Annotated in this window: 18 protein-coding genes and 1 tRNA gene; 9 read left to right on the forward strand and 10 right to left on the reverse strand. The window is 39.0% G+C overall.

The window, feature by feature from the left end; genetic code table 11:
• Positions 1 to 278: 278 nt before the first annotated feature.
• Together trmB and HMPREF9072_RS02235 are read right to left on the reverse strand one after the other, a co-directional pair.
• Positions 279 to 965, reverse strand: coding sequence for a tRNA (guanosine(46)-N7)-methyltransferase TrmB (gene trmB, locus HMPREF9072_RS02230; RefSeq protein ID WP_009410309.1), 687 nt, complete (start codon positions 963 to 965; stop codon positions 279 to 281).
• 22 nt (positions 966 to 987) lie between these two features.
• Positions 988 to 2,142 (reverse strand): 5-(carboxyamino)imidazole ribonucleotide synthase, encoded by a 1,155-nt coding sequence (locus HMPREF9072_RS02235; RefSeq protein WP_009410310.1) that lies wholly within the window; start codon positions 2,140 to 2,142, stop codon positions 988 to 990.
• A 623-nt stretch (positions 2,143 to 2,765) separates the two neighbouring features.
• Between HMPREF9072_RS02235 and ribD the strand changes: the two genes are divergently transcribed.
• The 9 genes from ribD to HMPREF9072_RS02285 all read left to right on the forward strand — a co-directional run bounded on the left by ribD (position 2,766) and on the right by HMPREF9072_RS02285 (position 14,461).
• On the forward strand, positions 2,766 to 3,761 hold the full coding sequence (gene ribD / locus HMPREF9072_RS02245; protein WP_009410312.1) for a bifunctional diaminohydroxyphosphoribosylaminopyrimidine deaminase/5-amino-6-(5-phosphoribosylamino)uracil reductase RibD: 996 nt from the start codon (positions 2,766 to 2,768) through the stop codon (positions 3,759 to 3,761).
• A gap of 393 nt (positions 3,762 to 4,154) precedes the next feature.
• Positions 4,155 to 5,069: a hypothetical protein gene (locus tag HMPREF9072_RS02250; RefSeq protein WP_009410313.1), complete on the forward strand. Its 915-nt coding sequence runs from the start codon at positions 4,155 to 4,157 to the stop codon at positions 5,067 to 5,069.
• Between the two features lie 349 nt (positions 5,070 to 5,418).
• A complete protein-coding gene (locus HMPREF9072_RS02255) occupies positions 5,419 to 6,576 on the forward strand; it encodes a hypothetical protein (protein WP_009410314.1) in 1,158 nt (385 codons plus the stop codon).
• Positions 6,577 to 6,598: 22 nt separating this feature from the next.
• Positions 6,599 to 7,753, forward strand: a complete 1,155-nt coding sequence (locus HMPREF9072_RS02260; RefSeq protein ID WP_009410315.1) for a carboxypeptidase-like regulatory domain-containing protein — start codon at positions 6,599 to 6,601, stop codon at positions 7,751 to 7,753.
• 33 nt (positions 7,754 to 7,786) lie between these two features.
• Entirely contained in the window at positions 7,787 to 8,950 is a 1,164-nt protein-coding gene (locus HMPREF9072_RS02265) for a carboxypeptidase-like regulatory domain-containing protein (RefSeq protein WP_009410316.1), read from the forward strand.
• A 41-nt stretch (positions 8,951 to 8,991) separates the two neighbouring features.
• Positions 8,992 to 10,653, forward strand: coding sequence for a prenyltransferase/squalene oxidase repeat-containing protein (locus tag HMPREF9072_RS02270; protein WP_009410317.1), 1,662 nt, complete (start codon positions 8,992 to 8,994; stop codon positions 10,651 to 10,653).
• Positions 10,653 to 11,828 (forward strand): M50 family metallopeptidase, encoded by a 1,176-nt coding sequence (locus tag HMPREF9072_RS02275; protein ID WP_009410318.1) that lies wholly within the window; start codon positions 10,653 to 10,655, stop codon positions 11,826 to 11,828. The genes HMPREF9072_RS02270 and HMPREF9072_RS02275 overlap by 1 nt, the downstream gene beginning before the upstream one ends.
• Before the next feature lie 665 nt (positions 11,829 to 12,493).
• Positions 12,494 to 14,137, forward strand: a complete 1,644-nt coding sequence (locus HMPREF9072_RS02280) for an Ig-like domain-containing protein (protein WP_009410320.1) — start codon at positions 12,494 to 12,496, stop codon at positions 14,135 to 14,137.
• A gap of 253 nt (positions 14,138 to 14,390) precedes the next feature.
• Positions 14,391 to 14,461, forward strand: a tRNA-Gln gene (locus HMPREF9072_RS02285).
• 33 nt (positions 14,462 to 14,494) lie between these two features.
• Here the strand turns inward: HMPREF9072_RS02285 and cls are convergent.
• The 8 genes from cls to HMPREF9072_RS02325 all read right to left on the reverse strand — a co-directional run bounded on the left by cls (position 14,495) and on the right by HMPREF9072_RS02325 (position 21,418).
• Entirely contained in the window at positions 14,495 to 15,946 is a 1,452-nt protein-coding gene (gene cls / locus HMPREF9072_RS02290) for a cardiolipin synthase (RefSeq protein WP_009410321.1), read from the reverse strand.
• Positions 15,943 to 16,716 (reverse strand): (Fe-S)-binding protein, encoded by a 774-nt coding sequence (locus HMPREF9072_RS02295; RefSeq protein WP_009410322.1) that lies wholly within the window; start codon positions 16,714 to 16,716, stop codon positions 15,943 to 15,945. Before HMPREF9072_RS02295 ends, cls begins: the two co-directional genes overlap by 4 nt.
• A gap of 86 nt (positions 16,717 to 16,802) precedes the next feature.
• Complete coding sequence (locus tag HMPREF9072_RS02300) at positions 16,803 to 17,222, reverse strand: hypothetical protein (protein WP_009410323.1); 420 nt, start codon at positions 17,220 to 17,222, stop codon at positions 16,803 to 16,805.
• Positions 17,223 to 17,242: 20 nt separating this feature from the next.
• Positions 17,243 to 18,073 (reverse strand): 1,4-dihydroxy-2-naphthoyl-CoA synthase, encoded by an 831-nt coding sequence (locus HMPREF9072_RS02305; protein ID WP_009410324.1) that lies wholly within the window; start codon positions 18,071 to 18,073, stop codon positions 17,243 to 17,245.
• A 125-nt stretch (positions 18,074 to 18,198) separates the two neighbouring features.
• Complete coding sequence (locus tag HMPREF9072_RS02310) at positions 18,199 to 18,669, reverse strand: DUF2004 domain-containing protein (protein ID WP_009410325.1); 471 nt, start codon at positions 18,667 to 18,669, stop codon at positions 18,199 to 18,201.
• 1 nt (position 18,670) lies between these two features.
• Entirely contained in the window at positions 18,671 to 19,327 is a 657-nt protein-coding gene (gene fsa / locus HMPREF9072_RS02315; RefSeq protein WP_009410326.1) for a fructose-6-phosphate aldolase, read from the reverse strand.
• Positions 19,328 to 19,338: 11 nt separating this feature from the next.
• Complete coding sequence (locus tag HMPREF9072_RS02320) at positions 19,339 to 20,139, reverse strand: SDR family oxidoreductase (protein ID WP_009410327.1); 801 nt, start codon at positions 20,137 to 20,139, stop codon at positions 19,339 to 19,341.
• A gap of 250 nt (positions 20,140 to 20,389) precedes the next feature.
• Positions 20,390 to 21,418 carry a diphosphomevalonate/mevalonate 3,5-bisphosphate decarboxylase family protein gene (locus HMPREF9072_RS02325; protein WP_009410328.1) on the reverse strand — a complete coding sequence of 343 codons (1,029 nt, stop codon included), beginning with the start codon at positions 21,416 to 21,418 and terminating at the stop codon, positions 20,390 to 20,392.
• Positions 21,419 to 21,482 lie beyond the last annotated feature (64 nt).

The raw sequence follows: 21,482 nt of genomic DNA on the forward strand, positions 1-21,482 counted from the left end.
GTTCCCCCGAAGGGGGACAACCCGTAAAGAGAGGTAAGCTGCCCATAGCCTTCCTTGAGGAGGAAGTGGAATGCAAAAGAGACTTTTTAGGGTTTTCAATGTTAATTAACCTGAGTTCGACGTAAGAAAAATGTAGCTTGCGCTACAGAAATCTTATAAATCTTTAAAAAATCAAACAAATAGGCAACAAGTTGCCTTTAAACACATACTCTGTTATGCCAACTCACAGACTACACACAAATTACACGGATAGTTTTTCAATTGACAATTGATAATTGTTAATTATTATCTTTTTTTATCTGAAAGCGAATGTAGGTAATAGGTTTGTTTTGCTCCAAATAGAACTGCTCATAAAAGGTTTTAATTTCGGTTACTTCTTCGGGTACACCGTCGCTGTTATAGATGTTGTGATTGGCATAGAGTACTTTATGCCCTGCTCCGTGTAACAATCCTAGCGTATAGCCGTGCATAAACTCACTATCAGTTTTTAGGTGGATATAACCCTCAGGTGCAAGGATATGCTGATAGCGCGTTAGAAAATCGGCGTTTGTAAGGCGGTGCTTGGTGCGCTTGTATTTGATTTGAGGGTCGGGGAAGGTAATCCATATTTCGCTTACTTCCTCAGGGGCAAAACAACATTCGATGAGTTCTATTTGGGTGCGCAAGAAGGCTACATTGGTAATATTTTCGTCAGTAGCAGTTTTAGCACCTCGCCAAAAGCGTGCTCCTTTGATATCGATACCTATAAAATTCTTCTGAGGGTAGCGTTTGGCTAATCCCACTGAGTATTCACCTTTACCACAACCCAATTCTAAGACAATAGGGTGATTGTTCTTAAAAAAGAGTTCGTTCCACCGACCTTTATAGGCAAAAGCACCGTTAAGGAGCTCTTCGCGTGAAGGTTGGATTACATTGGCAAAGGTTTTATTTTCTTCAAAGCGTTTGAGTTTGTTTTTGCTTCCCATAGATTGAGTGAATAGAGAAAAGTTAGGCGATTACGCGTATGGTGTTCTTTACTTGTTCGGCTATTTGGCGTGCTTTGTTGATATTAGGGTTTACAATGGTTACGTGTCCCATTTTCCTAAAAGGACGTGTTTCTTTTTTGCCGTAGATATGAGGGGTTACGCCTTCCATTGCCATTATCTGTTCGATGTTTTCATACACTACCTTTCCTTGATAGCCTTCTGCTCCTACAAGATTTACCATTACGCCTGCGACCTTACTTTCGGTACTTCCTAAGGGCAGGTTTAAGATAGCGCGCAGGTGTTGCTCAAACTGATTGGTATAAGCTGCCTCGATACTGTAATGCCCTGAGTTATGTGGGCGAGGAGCGACTTCGTTTACCAAAATCTCATCGTTTTCTGTTTGAAAGAGCTCGACGGCTAAGAGCCCTACTACTTCAAAAGCTTGGGCTACTTGTATTGCAATAGTACGTGCTTTTTGAGCGACAGCCTCTTCAATGCGCGCAGGACAGAGCACATACTCCACCTGATTGGCTTCGGGGTGGAACTCCATTTCTACCACAGGGTAGGTGCGCACCTGACCCTTTGCATTACGGGCTACGATTACTGCCAATTCCTTTTTGAAAGGCACTAAGCTTTCGGCAATGCACTGGTCGTTAGGTAAAAGATTTAGGTCGGTGAGCTGGCGGACGATTTTCACGCCATTACCGTCGTACCCGAAGCGTGCTGACTTCCACACGAAAGGCAAAGTGAGTTGTTGCTCATTAATTGCCTTTTTCAGACTTTCGCTATTTTGAAAGACTTGAAAAGGAGCGGTAGGGATACCGTGAGTGGCATAAAACTGTTTTTGAGTGGCTTTATTTTGGATATTCTTGATAGTTTGAGGGCTGGGATATACTTTTACCCCTTCGGTTTGTAGTTTCTCTAAGGCTTCTACGTTTACGTTTTCGATTTCAATGGTGAGTACTTCTACGTCTTTACCAAAGTTATACACGGTATTAAAGTCGGTAAGGTTGCCTTGCACAAAGGTGTTGCAGGCAATGTGACAAGGAGCATCGGGGGAGGGGTCGAGCACCTTGGTGGTGATATCGAACTTGCGGGTTTCGGTAAGGAGCATCTTGCCTAACTGACCTCCGCCAAGGATTCCGAGTGTAAAATCGGAAGAGAAATAATGGGGCATATTGCTTTTAATGATTAGTGGTTAGAGGTTAATGGTTAATGAGGAGGCAAAGGTACGAAATTAATTTTTAATACCAATAATGCCAATAATACTGATTAATGCCAACAATGCCAAAAATACTGATAATCAACTTTAGCAAAGGTTGTAGCACGAAATTTTCTTTTATTGGAAGTGCGCCTGATGGTGCAAATTTAAAACAAATTGGTTTCAAAATTAAAAGAAAATCTCCCTTCGGGAGAGAAATAGAACAGATTACAACAAAATCAAACAAGAAAGGTTTTGTTTAGTTTGTATAGATTTATCTTAATTTCTGAAGCGTTAGTTTTATCATTTGAAAAGTAGCATATACTGCAAAAAAGACATTGTGGTTTTCGTAAGATATCAAAATATATTAGGATAATATCGGAAAATACCGAGACGAAAGGAAACTATGGAAAAAGTGCTCTTAGCTTATAGAAAGCTTATAGGAAGCTTATACGAATCTTGGAAGATAGATATAGAAATGCTATATAGATTGTTTATTTTCAATGGGTTATGAATTGTTAAAATTGTATAAAACATTTTGTCGTTTTTATACTTAGCGGTTATTTTATTATCTTTGCGCCAAAAGTTATTTTTTTCTTATGACAACCTCAGAATTAACTATTGATGAGTGGTATATGCGTAGGTGCATTCAGTTGGCTTATAATGGCTTAGGAAGTACCTATCCGAACCCTATGGTAGGTAGCGTTATCGTATACGAAGGGCGTATCATAGGGGAGGGGTGGCACCAGAAAGCGGGTGAGGCACACGCTGAGGTACGGGCGATTACCTCGGTAAAGGATAAGAGTCTGCTACCGAAAAGTACAATTTACGTGAGTTTAGAGCCCTGTTGCCATTTTGGGAAAACGCCTCCGTGTGCTGACCTTATCATTGCTCACAAGATAGGGCGGGTGGTGATTGGCACTACTGACTCTTTTGCGAAAGTGCACGGCAAAGGAATTGAAAAACTGCGCAATGCAGGGTGTGAGGTGACTGTGGGAGTGTGTGAGGCTGAATGTAGGGAACTGAACAAGCGGTTTTTTACTTTTCACGAAAAACATCGCCCTTATATTATCCTGAAATGGGCTGAAACGCACGATGGGTTTATCGCTCCCCTGTATAAAGAGGAGGTTGCTCCGCACTGGATTAGCGACGTTTATGCGCGCCAGACAGCGCACCAAATGCGCACTGAGGAACAGGGTATTGTGGTGGGAGTAGGAACGGTATTGGCGGATAATCCTTCGTTGGACAGCCGTAGCTGGTATGGGCGCAACCCTGTGAGGATAATAATTGACCCAAAGTTACGTAGTCCGAAGGAATTTGCGGTATGGAACGACCGTACAACTACTTTGTTTTTTACTGAAGAGACGTCTGTTCCGGAGATGATACACACTGATTTTTTCACGATAGATTTTAAGCATAAACCTTTGGAACAAATTTGTGCTAAACTGTATGAAATGAATTTACAAAGTATGATTGTGGAAGGAGGGGCTTATACACTGCAACAGTTTATCGACGAAGGGTTATGGGACGAAGCGGTTGTATTTACGGGGGATATTTGCTTTGGAGAAGGGGTGAAAGCGCCTATTTTCAGGTAAAAAGTGCGAACCGCACAGGCGTAAAAGGAAAGGAAAAGTCAGTGAGGGCTTACAGTTGGGTATGTGAGTAAAAGGTAAAAAGAGGTAGAAATTGCCGGAGTTACTAAAAAAACGGTGAAAGAAGGCTTGAGGTATATCGAATAAATATTAAAAAGAGGTTGTTTTTAGGAGAAAAAGTGCTTTATGGCAAGATTTTTGATAGTAGAATTAGTATAAATATGATGTAAGCAAGTGTGTCTTGCAGTGTTTTAGCACAATAGTTATTTTATAAGGAGTGTAACACAGCACACATATTAAAAATAGCGTATAAGTCTTTGGATTGGAAAGACTCGCACAGGTTTTAGAAAGTACGAGCATTACAAACATAGATAATCTTCAAAATAATTATATACAATGAAAAGAGTTATTTTATTACTTTCGACAGTTGGCTTATTCACAGCTTGTGATAAAGGCGACGATTTACCACCTTCAGATCCTATCTATTTTGCAGATAAGATAGTGGAGACGACCCTACCTGCACAAGGTACCCAAACACAAACTACTGAAAATCTTTTTGAATATGAGAAAACCGCATTAGGCTTGGTACGCAAACACACAATAAAAGTGATAGATGGCACCGGTAGAACTGTGGAAAAAGTGTACGAGACTTCGTATGACGGGACTTTTCCTATCAAAACGGTTTACACAGAAGGCAATGTGAAAAAAGAGGAAGTTGTGTATGAAAAGTATAGCAGTGAAAGAGGACGCTTGCTTAGGAAAACAACTACTGTGGTAGGCAAAGAGAGTTTGCCAACCGTAGATGAGTATGAGTATGATGGTGGCAGGTTAAAAAAACATACTAAAAGTGAAAAGCTATCGGCTAATGTAACTAAGTATACAGTGGTAGTCTACAATCGTGAAGTACTCAATGAGATAAAAGCTGTAACAAGCGAATACACTGAAACGAGTGGAGTGAAGAGTACCGCTACCACTACTGCTACAGATACTTATGTGTTGAACTACAACGGAACAGTAAGAGAACACACTCACACGGCAGGTAATAAGACTTCGGTAACAACCTACCAGTATGATGGTAGAACCAATCCTTGGTTTTTGCATTTGTCTTATAGAGCTACTCACCCCGAAGTATTCTTAGATGAACAATACGCTAGAAATAACATTACCAAGAAAACGGTAAAGGATTCTGGTGCAACAGGACGTAGTTACGAGCAAGAAACTATTTATAGTTACTTTAAAACTGAATATCCTCTTAAAGCTACTGTAAAGGAAAACGGTAAAGAAGTAAAAACAATAGAATTCACATATTAGTTAGATTTTACATTGTATTTGTGTTTGAAAGTTCTTTCAGAAAAAGCTCCTATAAAAGGAGCTTTTTTCTTATTTAAACCGTAGATCGTAGTACGGTAGACAGTTTATGATTTTGGGTTTTGAGAAACTCGGGAAAATCTTTCTGCTTGGTGAGTTCGTAACTTTATACCATTTGTTTTTCGGGAGCAAAGGTACAGTAGAGGGAAGGGATTTGCATTGGACAAGTTCAATAAAACATAGACCATAGTTTTTAGGGTATAGGGATATTTAGCAAAAGCTTGTCGTGCAAGGGTATATTATTTACTAATTATTACTATCTTTGGCGCAAAAATATAATAAAATAATTTATATGAAAGCAGTTGTATGTATAGCTTTGGTTTGTAGTCAATGCGTAGTGGCACAGCACACTACCTCAAAGTATCTTTTAGATAAAGATACTAAAGCCCCTTTACGAGCAACTACAATTCATAATGCCAACGACTACACCATCACTAATGACGATGGGCACTTTGTATTCTATTCTACCAATGACAGCGTGACTATAAAAATGTTAGGCTATGAAACATTAAAAACTACTTTCAAAGCGCTGAGTCGTACAAAAGACACTTTGTACCTTACCCCCAAACCTTTTCAGTTAGACGAAGTAACCCTTTCTAACAAAAACATACTACAAGAAGCCTATAATCACGCTACTACCAATTATCCTATGGAACCTTTTGCCGAAGATTTCTTCTTGCGTTGTATCCTCAAACGCAATGGAGAATTTGTAAAAATTGAAGACCTTAGCGGACGTATCAAACGCGATAAATTATTAGGAGTCAAGAAAAATTTTACCTTTCAATTGCTAAATATGCGTAAATTTGGTATAGAAAAGAAAGGTATGCGAGCAGACGATTTTAATATCCCTTCCTTAAATGATGTTTTTCAATGGTGGAGTAATATTTTATTTTTAAATCAAGAAAACTATCATTTTTCACGACCTAAAACTATAGATGAACAACATCAGAAGATAGAATATACGCCTAAAAGCGAAGATGATTATCAAAAATCAATAGGACATTTTATCATCAATACCGATGACTATGCTATCAAAGAGCGCCTTTATAAGACCAACCCTAAAACTATTCATAAAATACCCTATACTAAAAAGCCTTTTATAAAGTATAGAACTATTGATTATTATTGTAAAGATAAGCTTGAGAAAGATGCTAAAAAAGACAAGTATTTTATAGCCAATGCCATAGTTAACGCAAAAGTAGAAGGATATGTAGGCGAAGAAAGAATAGTATATGATGTAAGTTTCGAGCTCATTGTTACCCACCCTTTTTCAGACCTCAGTACTTTTAAAGCCAATGTAAATGGTAAAAAAGAACTGTTTAAATTAGAGGTGCCTTATAACAAAGAATTTTGGGAGACTCAAAACCAACTCCCCCTTACCAATGAAATGCGGAACTTTATCAATAAAACTCATAACCAAAAAGAATACCGCGTGATATCTAATTTTTAAAGTAATGTAAAAACATAACAATATGAAAACACTATTCTTTATCCTATTGTTCACAGCTACTGCCTTACCTGCCCAAGTAGCTGAGCTTACTCTACTTGATGCCTCTACAAAACAGCCTATCCCCAACGTTGAAGCCTATTACACACGCTCTCTCAACGGCACTATTACCAATGAGGAAGGTAAGTTACGCATTACCGTAGAAAATGATACGCTTACCTTAAGCCATAAAGGCTATGCTACCAAAAAGATTTTTACAGATAAAACCTTTACTAAAGCAACTGTCTATCTCAATCCTCAGGAAATACAACTTGACGAAGTAGTACTGTATAATTTTGATTTGAAGAAAAAAGTGAAGTATGTTTTAGATAATTACTTCAAATTGTATGATACTAAGGCTAAGATATTAGAGTGTACTTATAGAGAAAAAATGATAAGAAATGATACCTTAACAAGGCTCTACCAAGTGCAGTTAGATTGGTGGAGTAAGACTTATCGTTATACTTCTTTCAAGCAATCTTTAGAAAAACTATTACAAATCCAACTTAAAAATATCGACTATTCTAAAATGTTAAGCCAAGAAGAAGTCGCGGCTCGTTCTGCTTATGTAGAAAGAACACCGATGTTTATATATCTTTTTGTGAACACCTATTTGTCATTTATAGATCAATTTGGTGAAAATATTGATATCAAAAAAGTAGAGAAAAATAAAGAGGTTACTAAAGTAACATTTAATGCTGATATTGTAATCAATAAAAAACTAATTCTAAAACTTGAAAACTCGGTATTGGTGTTTGACAATACTACCAATGCTGTGAGAAAAGTTATTTTTAACGACATACATCAAGGTATAAGTGATAAAGTTTCTGAGAAAAGTAAAGTTCCTTATAAGTCTATTACAGATAACTATCGTTTGGAACTCACTTTAACTGACTATAAAGGCAAACTACTATTTAGTTCTTATTATGTAAGACTCATAGGAGCTGTTGAATATAAAGGAAAAAGAGATAAACTCTTTTTGGAACACAGTTTTTTGCGTACAGGAGTACAGAACAAACATATTAAAAAGGAAGATAGAATAGATATTCAAAAGTCTTTCCACGAATACATTACCCCTCACAAACAAAGTGAAGCCAAGTTTTTACTTACCAAAGAAGAACAAGATTTTATAAACCAATAAGCATAATATCTAAACATTTAACATAACAAACTTATGAAACTAAAATTACGTATAACAACAATTTTACTACTAATTTCTTTTCAATTTCTTGCTGCACAACAGAAGATTATAAATGTTTTGGATAATACAACCAAACAGCCTATTAGCAATGTGCATCTATATCTGCCTAATCTTGAAAAAGGAACAATTACTAATGAAGAGGGTAAAGCAAAAATAGATTTTAGCATAGAAGATAGCTTAATTGTAAGTTGTGTAGGTTATACAACAAAGAGATTAGTTATAAATAAAGACACTTCTTTCAGCACTCTGTATTTAACTCCTGAAGAAATTTTGCTTGATGAGGTAGTTATCTATAATTTTGACTTAAAAAAACAAGTAGGATATGTATTAGATAATTATAAAAAGCTCTATGAAACTAATGCTAAAACATTAGAATGTACTTATAGAGAAAAGTTTATAAGAAATGATACTCTTACACGGCTTTATCAAGTACAGTTAAATTGGTACTTCAAACAATATCTATTTATCCCACAAGAAACATTAGATAAACAGTTGGCTGTTGCACTTAAAAATACTGATTATTCACATATTAAAAAAGGAACAACTAAAACGCAAGGAGCTTTTTTAGATCCTAAAAACCTATTTCAATATCTTTATCCTAACAGCTATTTATCTTTCATAAAGTATTATGGGGAGAATATTGAAATTAAAAAGGTTGAAAAAGACACTGAGCATACCAAGGTAACTTTTAATGCAGACATTGTTATCAAAAAAGAGCTCAGTCTTAAATTAACTAATTCGGTTATTTATTTTGATAATCACACTAATGCAGTGAAACGTATTATTTTTAATGATACCAAGCGTTCTGTAAGTGAAAATGTTTCAAAGGAAAGTAAAATTCCCTTTAAATCTATCTCAGATAATTTCTCCTTAGATATTACTTTCAGTAATTATAAGAACAAATTATTGTTTAGCAGTCTTTATGTAAAAGCTAAAGGAGGTATTGAATATAATAACAAAAGAGATAATCTTCAAACAGAGCAATCTTTCTTGCGAACAGGAGTAACAAAAGGACAAATTAAAAAGAATGACAGAATAGACGTAGAAAAACCTTTCTTTGAATACGTTACCCCTCACAAACAAGGTGAAGCCAAGTTTTTACTTACTAAAGAAGAACAAGATTTTATAAACCAATAACCATAATACCTACTACCGAGAAATATAAGCATTATCCTGCGTTGTTTTACGCTTATTTTCCCGTAGTTAACAAGGAAACAATTAAAATCCTCACGAGTATTTATGGTTATAAATCGTCTTTTTGGGAACTATGGCAACAGCGCAAAGCGGAGTATTTTAAGGCTATAAAAATCGAAAAACACCTGCTCACTATTCCTATGGTATCGTTTGAGCAATATAGCAATTTAGCAGATGATAAGTCGGCTTTTGGCAAAATAGCTATAGATAGCCTTTGGGTACAAAGCAACACTCAAAACAAGGCTGTGTACGAAAAATTATTATTGTCACATCGCTATTTTTCAGTAGGGTTTCAGCTCTATGACGATGTAAAGGATTTTGCACGTGATGTACGCCGTGGGCAATTCAATTGGGCGGTCTATCAGTTACAACAAAAGGTAGATTTTGCAGAAGCACAACACGAGCCTAACACTCTTCACAAATATTTGTTTGTAAAAGGCGTGGGACAAGACTTGCTAAAAGAAGCTATTGTGCAGTTTGAAAAGGCAAAAGCTGTAGTAACTGAGCTGAATATTCCCAGCGGGTGGTTGCAAACTATTGAGCAGATGATTAGCACTATCCAAAGCTATTTGGAAACTACCGAAGGTTATTTGGCTGTACTAAAAACCACTCTTGCTCTTAAAAAAGAACGAAACACTGCTCCTTTTTTCAATTTTTCGGCAGTAAAAGAAGAGAGCATACACAAAGGCTTGGATTTTATAGAGCAAGATTTCCGTCAGCATTACGCTGAGCTGAAACATACTATGTACTTAGGTAATGCCGAAGGCTTTGAGAACACTTGTCAGGTACATACCTCCGATACTTTTCAGCGTGCACTATTAGACGATTGCTTGTACACTATTGCTCAAAGATACCGGTTGCCCATTACATCTTTCTTTGAGGAGGAATACCACTACTTTATGGAGCGTATCAATCCCGAAGTAGGTGCTTGGCAATACTTCCCCTCTGTACAAGAAATAGCTCCTGATATTGACGATTTGGCGCAAATAATGCAGTTCTTTATTCATATTGGCAAAAAAGATGAGATTGCTAAGCACTGTCAAAAAGCCATTGATACTGCTATCAATAGTAGAACTTGTGCGAATGGAGGCATTGAAACGTGGATACTCCCCAAGCACAACCTAACACCTTTACAGCAAAAACAACAGTATTTCAACGAAAGCAAATGGGGCACAGGTCCCGATGTGGAGGTAGTAGCTAACTTCTTGTATGTGCTCTATCTTTATGATCCAAAAGCCTATTTATCTGTTATCCAAAAAGGAATTAGTTATTTATTCTCTCAACAAAAAGAAGAAGGTTATTGGGAGAGTCGTTGGTATTACGGCAATTATTACGGTACTTACGTTTGTGTGCGCTTGTTGCAATGCTTTGGTGAGCAATATACAAACCAGATACAGCGTGCTGTCAATTATATCAAAACCCATCTCCCTACTGAACCCCTTTCTATAGCATTGGCTTTACTCACTTTAAAAACAGTGGGGCTCAACACTGATGAAACTGCTATAATCCTGCAAGAACAATTGCTTACTACTCAAAATATCTTAGGAGGGTGGGAAGCTATGAACTTTATCAAACCTAAAGTGTACGAACCTTATAAAAGCGAGACACTCACTACTGCTTACGCCCTTAAAGCCCTTTGCTTCTAATGCAAAACAAAATTCCACATATTAATCCCTCTATTACTTTCAATAAACTCAGTGATAACGAGTTTATTCTATGTAACACTCTGCATAAGCATTATTTGAAAATCAATAAAGACACTTATAACCTCCTTTCACTCATTGACAATGAGCGCTCTCTTCAAGAGATATGTGAACTACACAACCAGCAATCTGAAAAGAAACTTACGGTAAGCGCTCTGCACTTTCTTTTTTACGACAAACTCTCGAAGTATGGACTCTTAGTAGGCGAAGAAGAACAACTAAAACCTTATCAAAAACCTTCCTATCTCAAACTGAGTTTTATCATTTTTAGCAAGCGTTTTATTGCCAAAATCACCCCTTCACTACATTTTCTTTTTCGTAAGAAAATAGCTTGGCTTATCTTATTCGTCTGTGCAATGGTGATAGGTACAGAGCTTTATTTACTTTTAGACGGCTATAAGAGTTTTAAAGTGCAAGAAAGTGTTATTTTCTTTTTGGTGGTAATAGCTATAAGTGTTACTTTTCACGAATTGGGGCACGCTACTGCAGCAAGCCATTTTGGAGCAGAACACGGAGGAATTGGCGGTGGTTTCTACCTATTTACTCCCGTTTATTTTGCCGATGTTACTGATGTATGGCGACTCAAGAAATGGCAACGGGTGGTAGTAAATTGTGCAGGAATGTATTTTGAAATCATTTTCTGTACTTTGCTCTCATTAGTAGGGTTATTGTTAGGACAAATAAGTCTGACCCTCATTGCTATTATTGTTTGTTTACATACTTTTTTTAACCTCAATCCATTTCTCAGAAGCGATGGCTATTGGATACTCTCAGATATTACAAATAAACCTAACCTTTTGCAACACTCTTTCCGCAAAATAGGTGATGTTTTCAGAATGATCAAAGGTAAAAAGGTACAGTGGGCAAAAATAGATTTTCTCTTATTAGTCTACGGTTTAGTAAGCTATAGTTTTATTGTACTATTTGTGTATTATGTGCTATTTAAAAACCCACATTCTATATTAAACTTTCCACAGAACCTATATCATTTCCTCAAAAGTTTATGGGACAAGAACGCTACTATTAGTTTAGTGTCACTCGGCGAACTGATTGTACCAATGTTATTCTTCTATTTGTTGTTCAGCTTCTTAAAAGGAATGTTGAAGAAAAGAGGTTAGGGTTTAACTATCAGGTTTTAGTGGAACTCTTCTAACGACAAATAATTTTCTCCCTAATTTTACTTACAAGTCTCACCTTCTTTTTGAGGTTTTTTTTGTTAATAGGCAGAGTTTGGCTATTTGTTCAGTTTCATCAAAAACATATTTAATAAAGTGCTTTTCTAAAAGCAAAAGCGTTATAGTTAAAAGGTAAAACTGAATAATTCAATAATGAAAAGCTTGTGAGGTACAAGGTAAGAATAATTTCTAATTAACAGAATAGACAATTTGCAGATGAAATACTTTGCGGTTTTTTTGTTAAAAAAACACTTTTACCTGCAATTTGTTCAAAAAAAATCAGCCTTTTTTACCCGTTTGATATTCAGTTTTCTAACGCCTTTCCTTCGCCTTAGCTTCGGTTTAGATTCGCCTTAGGTTCATCTTACCTTCGGTTAAAGTAGCTAAAAAGTAAAATATAAAAATAAAGACAATATATTGATTGTTATATATTTATAGTTTTTAAAAAGTTTTAAGATACTCAGCTCTTAAATCTGAAAAAAACGCAAGCATTTAACAAGTATTAACATTTTTATTAATGGATAGATTTGTCAATGCACTATTTGCTGAATTTGCCAATTCACTAATTATTTACTACTTTTGCAAAAAATTACCTTGTAACTCATTATATGAAACATAGATTCCCCATACTGCTCACTATATTCATCGCCTTACTGCTGTGGCAGTGCGCCCGTCGTGGTTCGCCCACAGGAGGTCCCAAAGATACTACTGCACCTGTCCTTTTGCAGTCGGTGCCAAGGTCGGGAGCAATGAAGTTCCACGGCAAGAAAATACGTTTGCAGTTCGATGAGTTTGTGGTTACCAAAGATGTGCGCAAACAGCTTATCATCTCCCCCCCGATGAAAACCTTCCCTACTATTTCGCCTACTTCAGCTTCGAAATGGTTGGAAATAAACATTATCGATACCCTAAAACCCAATACTACCTACGTGCTGAACTTTGGTAATAGTATTCAGGATTACAACGAAGGCAATCCTTTGCCCGATTTTAAATACGTGTTTTCCACTGGCGATGCGCTCGACTCGCTTTGGTATGAAGGTGATATTGCCGATGCCATTGCCCCTAAACCCGATAACTTTGTAACGGTGATGCTCTACCCCTATAACGAGCAGTATAACGATTCGCTCGTGTACAAAACGCAACCTACTTACGTCACCAATACGCTCGATAGTCTCGATAGCTTTGTGCTCGAATACCTTAAAGAAGGCAAATACAAGCTCATTGCGCTGAAAGAGAAGAGTGCGAACTATCTGTTCAATCCCAAAGACGACAAAATTGCCTTTATGGAAGAACCTATCACCGTTGCCTATTTAAAGGGGAATCCACAGGGTTTCTATCCCAAATTGCGTTTGTTTAAAGAAGTACCTCCTTATAAAGCACACCGCCCTACACAAGTGGCGGGCAACCACATACAGTTTGGCTTCGAAGGTAAAACCGATAGTGTAAGCATCAAGCCCATATCACCAGTGAGTAAAGATTTTAAGTATACCGTCTCCAAAGACCCTAAGAAAGATACGCTCAACCTGTGGTATAGCCCTAAACAGAAGGATTCTTTGGTATTTACAGTAGCAAAACAGAAAAAAATAGATACGTTTAAAGTCCGTATAAAGGAAATGAAGAACGACAGTTTGCAGATAGAGAACCTTTTTTCAGGTGATTTGCCGATGTACAAAGACTTTGGTTTTAGGAGTAATATCCCCATAGTAAAGACTGATAGCACTAAGCTAAAAGTGTTTGCAGGCAAAGATTCTACGGCAGTAGCTGTTCCGTTTAAAACGCAATTAGCTCCTAATCGTTTAGAATACTATGTGCTATTCGATAAAAAGAACGACGAGACCTACCGCATAGAAGCACTCCCTAATGCGCTCACCGACTTTTTTGGACATACGAACGATACGCTAAAAGTAAACCTACATACCAAAAAACTCGAAGAAGTAGCCATTTTTAAGCTACACCTCAACACCGATGAGAAGACCCTGCAATACCCTGTTATTTTGCAACTCACCAACGAAAAAGCTACCGAAGTAGTGCGAGAGCTTTATGTTGAAAAACCACAAGAGCAATATGTGTTCGAGAACGTAAACCCCAGTAAGTTCCGCTTACGGCTGATAGAGGACAAGAATGCTAATCGAGAGTGGGACACAGGTAGTTTCCTTGAACAACGCCAGCCCGAGCGAGTCTGGTATTTCCCGCAACTCATAGAGCTCCGCGCCAATTGGGAAGTAGAAGAAACTTGGAGTATTAACGAATGACAAAAGCCTCATTGCACAGCAATGAGGCTTTTTAGTGAGTGTAGTTCAGATGAAGGAATACGAAAGAAGAATGGGAAGGAATCAGTGCTTTTACTCGTTAAAAAATAGAATACTATTAGGAAAGAACTCTAATTAACTGCTTAATTATAAAGTATTTTATTTGTTTCTAATAGATTTTTCGTAAAAAAACTATTAAAAAATTTGCAGATTAGAAAAATAGCAGTACCTTTGCACCGCAAAAATGAAATGTGATTGGTCTATGGTGTAATGGTAACACAGCAGATTTTGGTTCTGTTATTCTAGGTTCGAGTCCTAGTAGACCAACGAAAGGCTTCCTATAAGGAAGCCTTTTTTGTCTTACAAGAAGGGTGAAAACAACCGCACGATACGTTCTATAAGCTGTTTGAACTTACTCCGCTTTTCCCACGTTTCTAACCTTAATAAACTTGCATCTTCCAAATCCTTATAGAAAATCCTGCGCAAATCACCTGCAACTTCTTTGTTGTACACTAAGGCATTCACTTCAAAGTTAAGATCGAAACTGCGTGCATCGAGGTTAGCTGTCCCTACTGAGGCTACTTCGCCGTCTATCACAAAAGTCTTGGCGTGTACAAAGCCCTTTTCGTATCGGTAGATTTCTACCCCTGCTTTTAGCAATTCTTCAAAAAACGATTCGCTGGCAGTATGTACAAACACCGAGTCGCCTTCTTTTGGAACAAGTAATTTCACCTCTACCCCGCTAAGTGCCGCAATGATAAGAGCTTCTTGTAGCGAAGTGTCGGGAATAAAATAAGGAGTGGTAATTAGGATTTCACGCTTGGCAGCGTAGATGAGTTGTACGGTAGCGAAGAGAATGTTAGATAGGTCAGAATCTGCACCGCTAGAGACGATTTGTGTAAAATAATCGGTAGGGTAGGGTTGTGTGACTATGGGGAAGTAAGGTGCATCGATAGCTACGTTTTCCTCACTGCAAAAATTCCAATCTTGTAAGAATACCGCTTGCAATACGTGAGCTGAGTAACCTCGTATTTTTAGGTGAGTATCCCGCCAATAGAGAGCATTAGGCTCATCGTTGTTGTACTTATCACTGATGTTGATGCCTCCTACGAAAGCAGTATAACCGTCCACCACCACTATCTTGCGGTGGTTGCGGTAGTTCATACGGTTAGCGAGTTTTACAAAGTTGATTTTGTAAAAAGGGAAAGCAGGCACACCATTGGCTAAGAGTTCTTTTACTATATTCTTGCGAATGCCCTGACTTCCGAAATCATCATAAATAAAGCGCACTTCTACCCCTGCCCGCACTTTCTCAATAAGAATATTTTTAATGGCATTGCCTATGTGGTCATTCTCGTAGATGTAATACTCTATATGAATATGGTGCTTTGCTGTGCGTAGGGCGTCGAGTAGTTCAGGGAAGAGGTTTTCGCCGTTGCATATCACCTTTACCTCTTCGTTAGGGATAATAGAGAGGCGTTCTTCTATGTTCGAGAGGAAGCGTAAACTCTTTTCATAGGGAGTGATGAAGGCAGTATCAAGCGAGTTTAGATGGGCACGTATCTGCGGATAGATATGTTCTAATCGCTGACGAAAGGATTGGTCGATAGTGAGCTTTTTGTGGTATATTTTATGCTTGCGATAGTTGATACCAAATGAGAAGTAAAAGATAGCCCCCAATATAGGCACAAAGATAACCAAGAGCAAGTATGCTAAGGCTTTACTCACCGAACGGGTGTCCCACACGATGCGCAAACAAATAGCGATTATCAGTAGGACGTAGAGGATTTCATAGAGCAGAAGGAACTTCATTTTTCACTATTCTCAAGTAATTCTGCGATGTCGTATACTTTTACTTGTGTTTCTTTGTTTTTTGTCTTTATACCATCGGTCATCATAGTGTTGCAAAACGGACAAGCGGTAGCGATGATATTGGGGTGCACTTCAAGGGCTTGCTCAGTGCGCAAAACATTGATATCCTTATCGCCTTTTTCAGCTTCTTTGAACATCTGAGCGCCTCCTGCTCCACAACAAAGAGCACGTGCCTTACAACTCTTCATCTCTACCAAATCAGCATCGAGTTTTTGTAAGAGTTCACGCGGGGCATTGTACACCTTGTTGGCTCTGCCTAGATAACAAGGGTCGTGAAAGACAATGCGTTTCCCTTTAAAAGCACCGTCCTCAATAGTAAGTCGGCCTTCCTGCACCAAAGCTTTGAGCAATTCGGTATGATGGAGGACTTCATAGTGTCCCCCTAAGGCAGGATATTCGTTTTTAAGGGTGTTGAAACAATGTGGACAAGCGGTTACAATCTTAGTAATATGGTAGCTGTTCAGCACTTTGATATTCGTCATTGCTTGCATTTGGAAGAGAAATTCGTTACCTGCGCGCTTGGCAGGGTCACCGGTACAACTCTCTTCGGTGCCGAGTACGGCAAAGCGCACCCCTGCTTTTTGCAAGAGGTGGGCAAAGGCTTTGATAATACGCTTGGCGCGGTCGTCAAAACTACCAGCACAGCCTACCCAGAAGAGTACCTCGGGGGTTTCGCCACGAGCTGAGAGTTCTGCCATTGTTGGAATCATAATAATTTATCGATTTGTCGATTTGTCAATTTGGCACGAGCTACAAGCTCGCACCAGCGAAAGGAAAATTGCCTGTGTGGCTCGCACTAATCGTTAAACACTTCTACGGTTTCTTCTTTGAGAACAAAATCGGTGAATTTGCCCTTATAGCGGGTAGCTTTTACGATGTGATTGTCTATCCAATGATAGTTGCCACCGCGGGGTTTGCCAAAGATGATGCCGTGATATTTAAAGCCGTACTTTTTGAGCCATTGCTCGGTAACTTCGCGGTGAGCTTCGGTGCGTGAGGTGAAAAAGTAAATCACGTGACCTTCGTCATACCATTTGTTTACTTGTGCTAAGGCATCGGGAAATACCTCGGCAGTAGCCATTCGCTCGGGTTCTTCATTGGGGATATCCTCGCCTACCGTACCATCAATATCGATGAGGTAGTTTTTCACTCCCTCTGGCAATATAGGATTTTTATTGCCTTGAGCATCTTCTTTTAAGGTAAATTTTTCAGTCATAATATTGAATTAGCAAATTGTTAAGGAATCCATTTCTTTTCGAAGTTAGGTTTGCGTTTTTCGAGGAAGGCATCGCGTCCTTCTTTGGCTTCATCGGTCATATACGCCAAACGGGTGGCTTCACCGGCGAATACTTGTTGCCCTACCATACCGTCATCGGTGAGGTTCATCGCGAATTTCAGCATTTTAATAGAAGTAGGCGATTTTGCCATTATCTCTTGCGCCCACTCAAAAGCGGTGGCTTCAAGCTCGTCGTGAGGGATTACGGCGTTTACCATTCCCATCTCGAAAGCCTCTTGAGCAGAATAGTTGCGCCCCAAGAAGAAGATTTCGCGGGCTTTCTTCTGTCCCACCATTTTGGCAAGATAAGCCGACCCATAACCAGCATCAAAACTCGTTACATCGGCATCGGTTTGTTTGAAAATAGCGTGTTCTTTGCTGGCGAGGGTAAGGTCGCATACTACGTGCAATGAGTGTCCGCCCCCTACTGCCCAACCAGGGACTACTGCAATTACCACTTTGGGCATAAAGCGGATGAGGCGTTGCACTTCGAGAATATTGAGGCGGTGGTAACCATCGTCGCCTACATACCCCTGATGACCACGTGCTTTTTGGTCGCCACCACTACAAAAACTCCATACGCCGTCTTTGGGAGAAGGACCTTCGGCAGAGAGCAATACGGCGCCTATATTGATATCTTCATAAGCATCTTTGAACGCATCGAGGAGTTCGGCGGTAGTTTTAGGGCGAAAAGCGTTGCGCACTTCAGGACGATTGAAGGCGATACGCGCTACGCCATCACATTTTTTATACGTAATATCTTCGTATTCTTTTACAGTTATCCAGTTCATATAAGTGAAAAGTGAATAGTAGTTAGGGGACAAAAGTACAAACTAATAAGCAAATGAGCAAATAAAAAACTTAGCCAAAGTTCGAAACGTTGGCTAAGTTGATTTGTAGATAGTTGTTAATCTAATTAGCTTTCCCAATCGATAGAATTAAAAGAGCCGTCTATATTGAAACGTACCGCAAGGATTTCGTCGCTTTGTTCGGGGTCAATCATATAGTCGACTACTATATCTTCGTCTAAACAATTCCAAAGAGCTACACGGTGAGTTTGCATCGCTGCAACAAAGGAGTTTACATCGTTGCCTACTTCTAAATCCAATTCTTCTATATGGAAGTCCATATAATAACTATCTTCTTCTAAGTAAGCTTTTAACTGCTGGCGTGCTTCTTGGTCTTTTTCGGGGAAATGTTTGATGAATTGCTCAAACAAATCTAACCTTTCAATACTGATTTCTTGATCTTTAGCAGCCCAAAGATGAAATTCGACAGGAGTACTGAGCTCCTGAAAGGTAACTTCTTGCTCCCAAATTACATCAACGTCTTCTTTTATTGCATTGGAATCGAGTGTACCAAAATAGGGGTGTGTAATGTGTGACATATTATTTATTTCCTTTGTTATAATCGGCTAAGAATTGAGCTAAACCGCTGTCGGTAAGGGGGTGTTTGAGAAGCCCTAAGATGGCGTTGAGCGGTGCGGTAATCACATCGGCACCTATTTTGGCACATTCGAGGATGTGCATTGTATGACGGACAGAAGCAGCAAGGATTTGAGTCTCGAAATTGTAGTTGTCGTAAATGAGACGTATGTCCTCGATGAGCGAAAGTCCGTCGGTTGAGATATCGTCGAGTCTACCGATGAAAGGCGACACGTAAGTAGCCCCTGCTTTGGCTGCCAAAAGCGCCTGACCTGCTGAGAATACCAGTGTACAGTTGGTACGGATACCCTTATCGGTGAAATATTTAATGGCTTTGATACCGTCTTTTATCATCGGTACTTTTACTACGATTTGAGGGTGAAGAGCGGCAAGTTCTTCGCCTTCGCGCACAATGCCCTCATAGTCGGTGGCGATTACTTCGGCAGAAACATCGCCTTCTACGATAGTGCAGATATCAGTATAATGTTTTAGTATCGCGGCTTTGCCGGTGATGCCTTCTTTTGCCATTAACGACGGATTAGTGGTTACGCCGTCTAACACGCCCAAATCTTGGGCTTCTTGAATTTGCGATAAATTCGCTGTATCAATAAAAAATTTCATAATGTTATTAATTATAATTGATAGTGTTTCATTAGCATTTTCTCGTAGGATTTGCTCGGTAAGAGTCGTTTGAGGACAATGGAGAACTTCTGCAAGAAACTACCTTGTTTGTAATGCACTTTTGGGTGTTTGGCATTGATAACTTTCAGTATTTTGTCTGCCATTTCTTTGGGGTCGCCACCACTATCGACGTGCTTGTTCATTAGACGGAGTTGTTTTTCATAGACTTCAGCATAAGGAGAACCTTCGTTTACAGGGGTGTGGTAACGGCGAGAAGCAATATCGGTAGCATAATCGCCTGGGGAAATGGTGCAGACTTCTATACCAAAAGACTTAACTTCCATACGTAGAGCTTCACTCATCAGGAGGAGAGCGCCTTTGCTGGCTGAATAAGCTCCACGAAAAGGCAAGCCCATATAACCTGCAATAGAGGCAATGTTGATGATACGTCCGCTTCCCTGAGAGCGCATTGTTGGGAGGACTTGCTGTATCACAGTTATAGCACCATAGAGATTGGTAGCGAAAACGTTGTGCAACTGCTCAGCGGGGAGTTCTTCTACGGCACCCGTAACACCTACACCTGCATTATTGATGAGTATATCGATGCGACCTACTTCGGTGAGGATTTGCTGTACTGCTTCTTTGATAGAAGCTTCGTTTCGCACGTCCATTGGCAAGAGACGAAAAGGCAAGTTTTTGCCTTCTACATTGCGCGCTGTTCCGTAGACCAAAAAGCCTTTGGAGGCAAGTAGCAAGGCGGTTTCTTTACCTATGCCCGATGTAGCACCAGTGATGAGAACAGTTTTGTTCATTCGTTTAAGAAATTTGTGCAAAGGTAGGAATAATTTGCCAATTAGCAAATATGTGAATTATCAAAAAAAGGGCTAAAATCAATTATTTGTTATTTAATGTGAGTTTGATGTAAGAAAAGTGTAGCTTACGCTACAGAAATCTTACAAATCTTTACAAATCAAACAAATAAGCAACAAGCTACCTGAAGGTCTCGCACAGATACAGATTACAGCTGTGGAAGATACTAAAACCAACGGAGAAGAAATCGGGTTAAATAGTGGGTACTTCGTCGTGAATATATTGTCGTCCTTCACAAAATTGAGCTAATTCCTCTTCTATAAACCATTTTACTTCCGTAGTAGAAGTTTTAGGGTATAACAGATGTACATTAGCCCCTGCATCGAGCGTAAAACAAAGTGGGATATTCGTTTCTTTACGGTATTGCCATATGCGCTGAATCACTTCTAACGTATTGGGGCGCATCAAAATAAAATATGGAATACTGGTTTGCATCATTGCGTGCAGAGTGAGAGCTTCACTTTCCACTACTTCTATGAAACGTTCTACATCACCGGAAGCAAAACTTCTAACAAGTTTATTGATATTCTCATTGGCTTGTGCAAAACGCGCCTCAGCAAAAGGGTGACCGTGCATTAGGTTATGACCTACGGTACTGCTGACTTGCTTCTGACCTCTATCGATGAGCAAAATAGTATCTTGATAATTTTGAAAAACTTCGTGAACGGGGAGGGGATAGGGTATACCATATTCATCGGAACTCCCTATAATGGCAGGGTGTTCGCCCCATACTACTATACTGCCTTGCACACTTCGGCAGGCACTACCCGAACCCAAGCGCGCCAAGAAAGAGGCTTTTTGCCAAAAAGCTTCTTCTGTATAAGTCTCTCCTAACTCTTTAGAAATCTGCATTAAGCATACTGAGAGGGCAGCCATTGCACTTGCAGAAGACGCAATGCCACTGCTATGAGGGAAAGAATTATGTGAGGCAATGCTAAAATGATAGTCCTTTAAGAAAGGCAAGTAAGCTACAATCCGCTCGAAGAAAGTGTGGATTTTAGGGTGAAAAGAAGGTTGGGGTTGTCCTTCAAAGCTAAAATCGAATGAAAAGGGTTCGCCTGAGGCAATAGAAGATTCACTCCTACGTTCATATTCAATAGAAGTTTCGGTATAACAATGCGTGAGTGTAAAGCTGATAGAAGGGTTCGCAGGGAGCTGTTCTCCCTTTTTGCCCCAATACTTTACTAAGGCTATGTTACTCGGTGCTTTGAAAGAAATCATATTTAGGTTTTAGGGAATCGAGCCTATCCGAAAAGTTTTGTTTTGTGAGGGCGATTTGCCAATC

This window comes from Capnocytophaga sp. oral taxon 324 str. F0483, from assembly GCF_000318315.2.
Classification (GTDB): domain Bacteria; phylum Bacteroidota; class Bacteroidia; order Flavobacteriales; family Flavobacteriaceae; genus Capnocytophaga; species Capnocytophaga ochracea.

Bases quoted from the DNA above. Each gene is read 5' to 3' on its own strand.
- HMPREF9072_RS02255 (WP_009410314.1), top strand. From the start codon at position 5,419: ATGAAAGCAGTTGTATGTATAGCTTTGGTTTGTAGTCAATGCGTAGTG.
- HMPREF9072_RS02235 (WP_009410310.1), bottom strand. From the start codon at position 2,142: ATGCCCCATTATTTCTCTTCCGATTTTACACTCGGAATCCTTGGCGGA.
- HMPREF9072_RS02275 (WP_009410318.1), top strand. From the start codon at position 10,653: ATGCAAAACAAAATTCCACATATTAATCCCTCTATTACTTTCAATAAA.
- HMPREF9072_RS02325 (WP_009410328.1), bottom strand. From the start codon at position 21,418: ATGATTTCTTTCAAAGCACCGAGTAACATAGCCTTAGTAAAGTATTGG.
- HMPREF9072_RS02260 (WP_009410315.1), top strand. From the start codon at position 6,599: ATGAAAACACTATTCTTTATCCTATTGTTCACAGCTACTGCCTTACCT.
- HMPREF9072_RS02295 (WP_009410322.1), bottom strand. From the start codon at position 16,716: ATGATTCCAACAATGGCAGAACTCTCAGCTCGTGGCGAAACCCCCGAG.
- ribD (WP_009410312.1), top strand. From the start codon at position 2,766: ATGACAACCTCAGAATTAACTATTGATGAGTGGTATATGCGTAGGTGC.
- HMPREF9072_RS02265 (WP_009410316.1), top strand. From the start codon at position 7,787: ATGAAACTAAAATTACGTATAACAACAATTTTACTACTAATTTCTTTT.
- trmB (WP_009410309.1), bottom strand. From the start codon at position 965: ATGGGAAGCAAAAACAAACTCAAACGCTTTGAAGAAAATAAAACCTTT.
- HMPREF9072_RS02310 (WP_009410325.1), bottom strand. From the start codon at position 18,669: ATGTCACACATTACACACCCCTATTTTGGTACACTCGATTCCAATGCA.
- cls (WP_009410321.1), bottom strand. From the start codon at position 15,946: ATGAAGTTCCTTCTGCTCTATGAAATCCTCTACGTCCTACTGATAATC.
- HMPREF9072_RS02280 (WP_009410320.1), top strand. From the start codon at position 12,494: ATGAAACATAGATTCCCCATACTGCTCACTATATTCATCGCCTTACTG.
- HMPREF9072_RS02305 (WP_009410324.1), bottom strand. From the start codon at position 18,073: ATGAACTGGATAACTGTAAAAGAATACGAAGATATTACGTATAAAAAA.
- HMPREF9072_RS02250 (WP_009410313.1), top strand. From the start codon at position 4,155: ATGAAAAGAGTTATTTTATTACTTTCGACAGTTGGCTTATTCACAGCT.
- HMPREF9072_RS02320 (WP_009410327.1), bottom strand. From the start codon at position 20,139: ATGAACAAAACTGTTCTCATCACTGGTGCTACATCGGGCATAGGTAAA.
- fsa (WP_009410326.1), bottom strand. From the start codon at position 19,327: ATGAAATTTTTTATTGATACAGCGAATTTATCGCAAATTCAAGAAGCC.
- HMPREF9072_RS02300 (WP_009410323.1), bottom strand. From the start codon at position 17,222: ATGACTGAAAAATTTACCTTAAAAGAAGATGCTCAAGGCAATAAAAAT.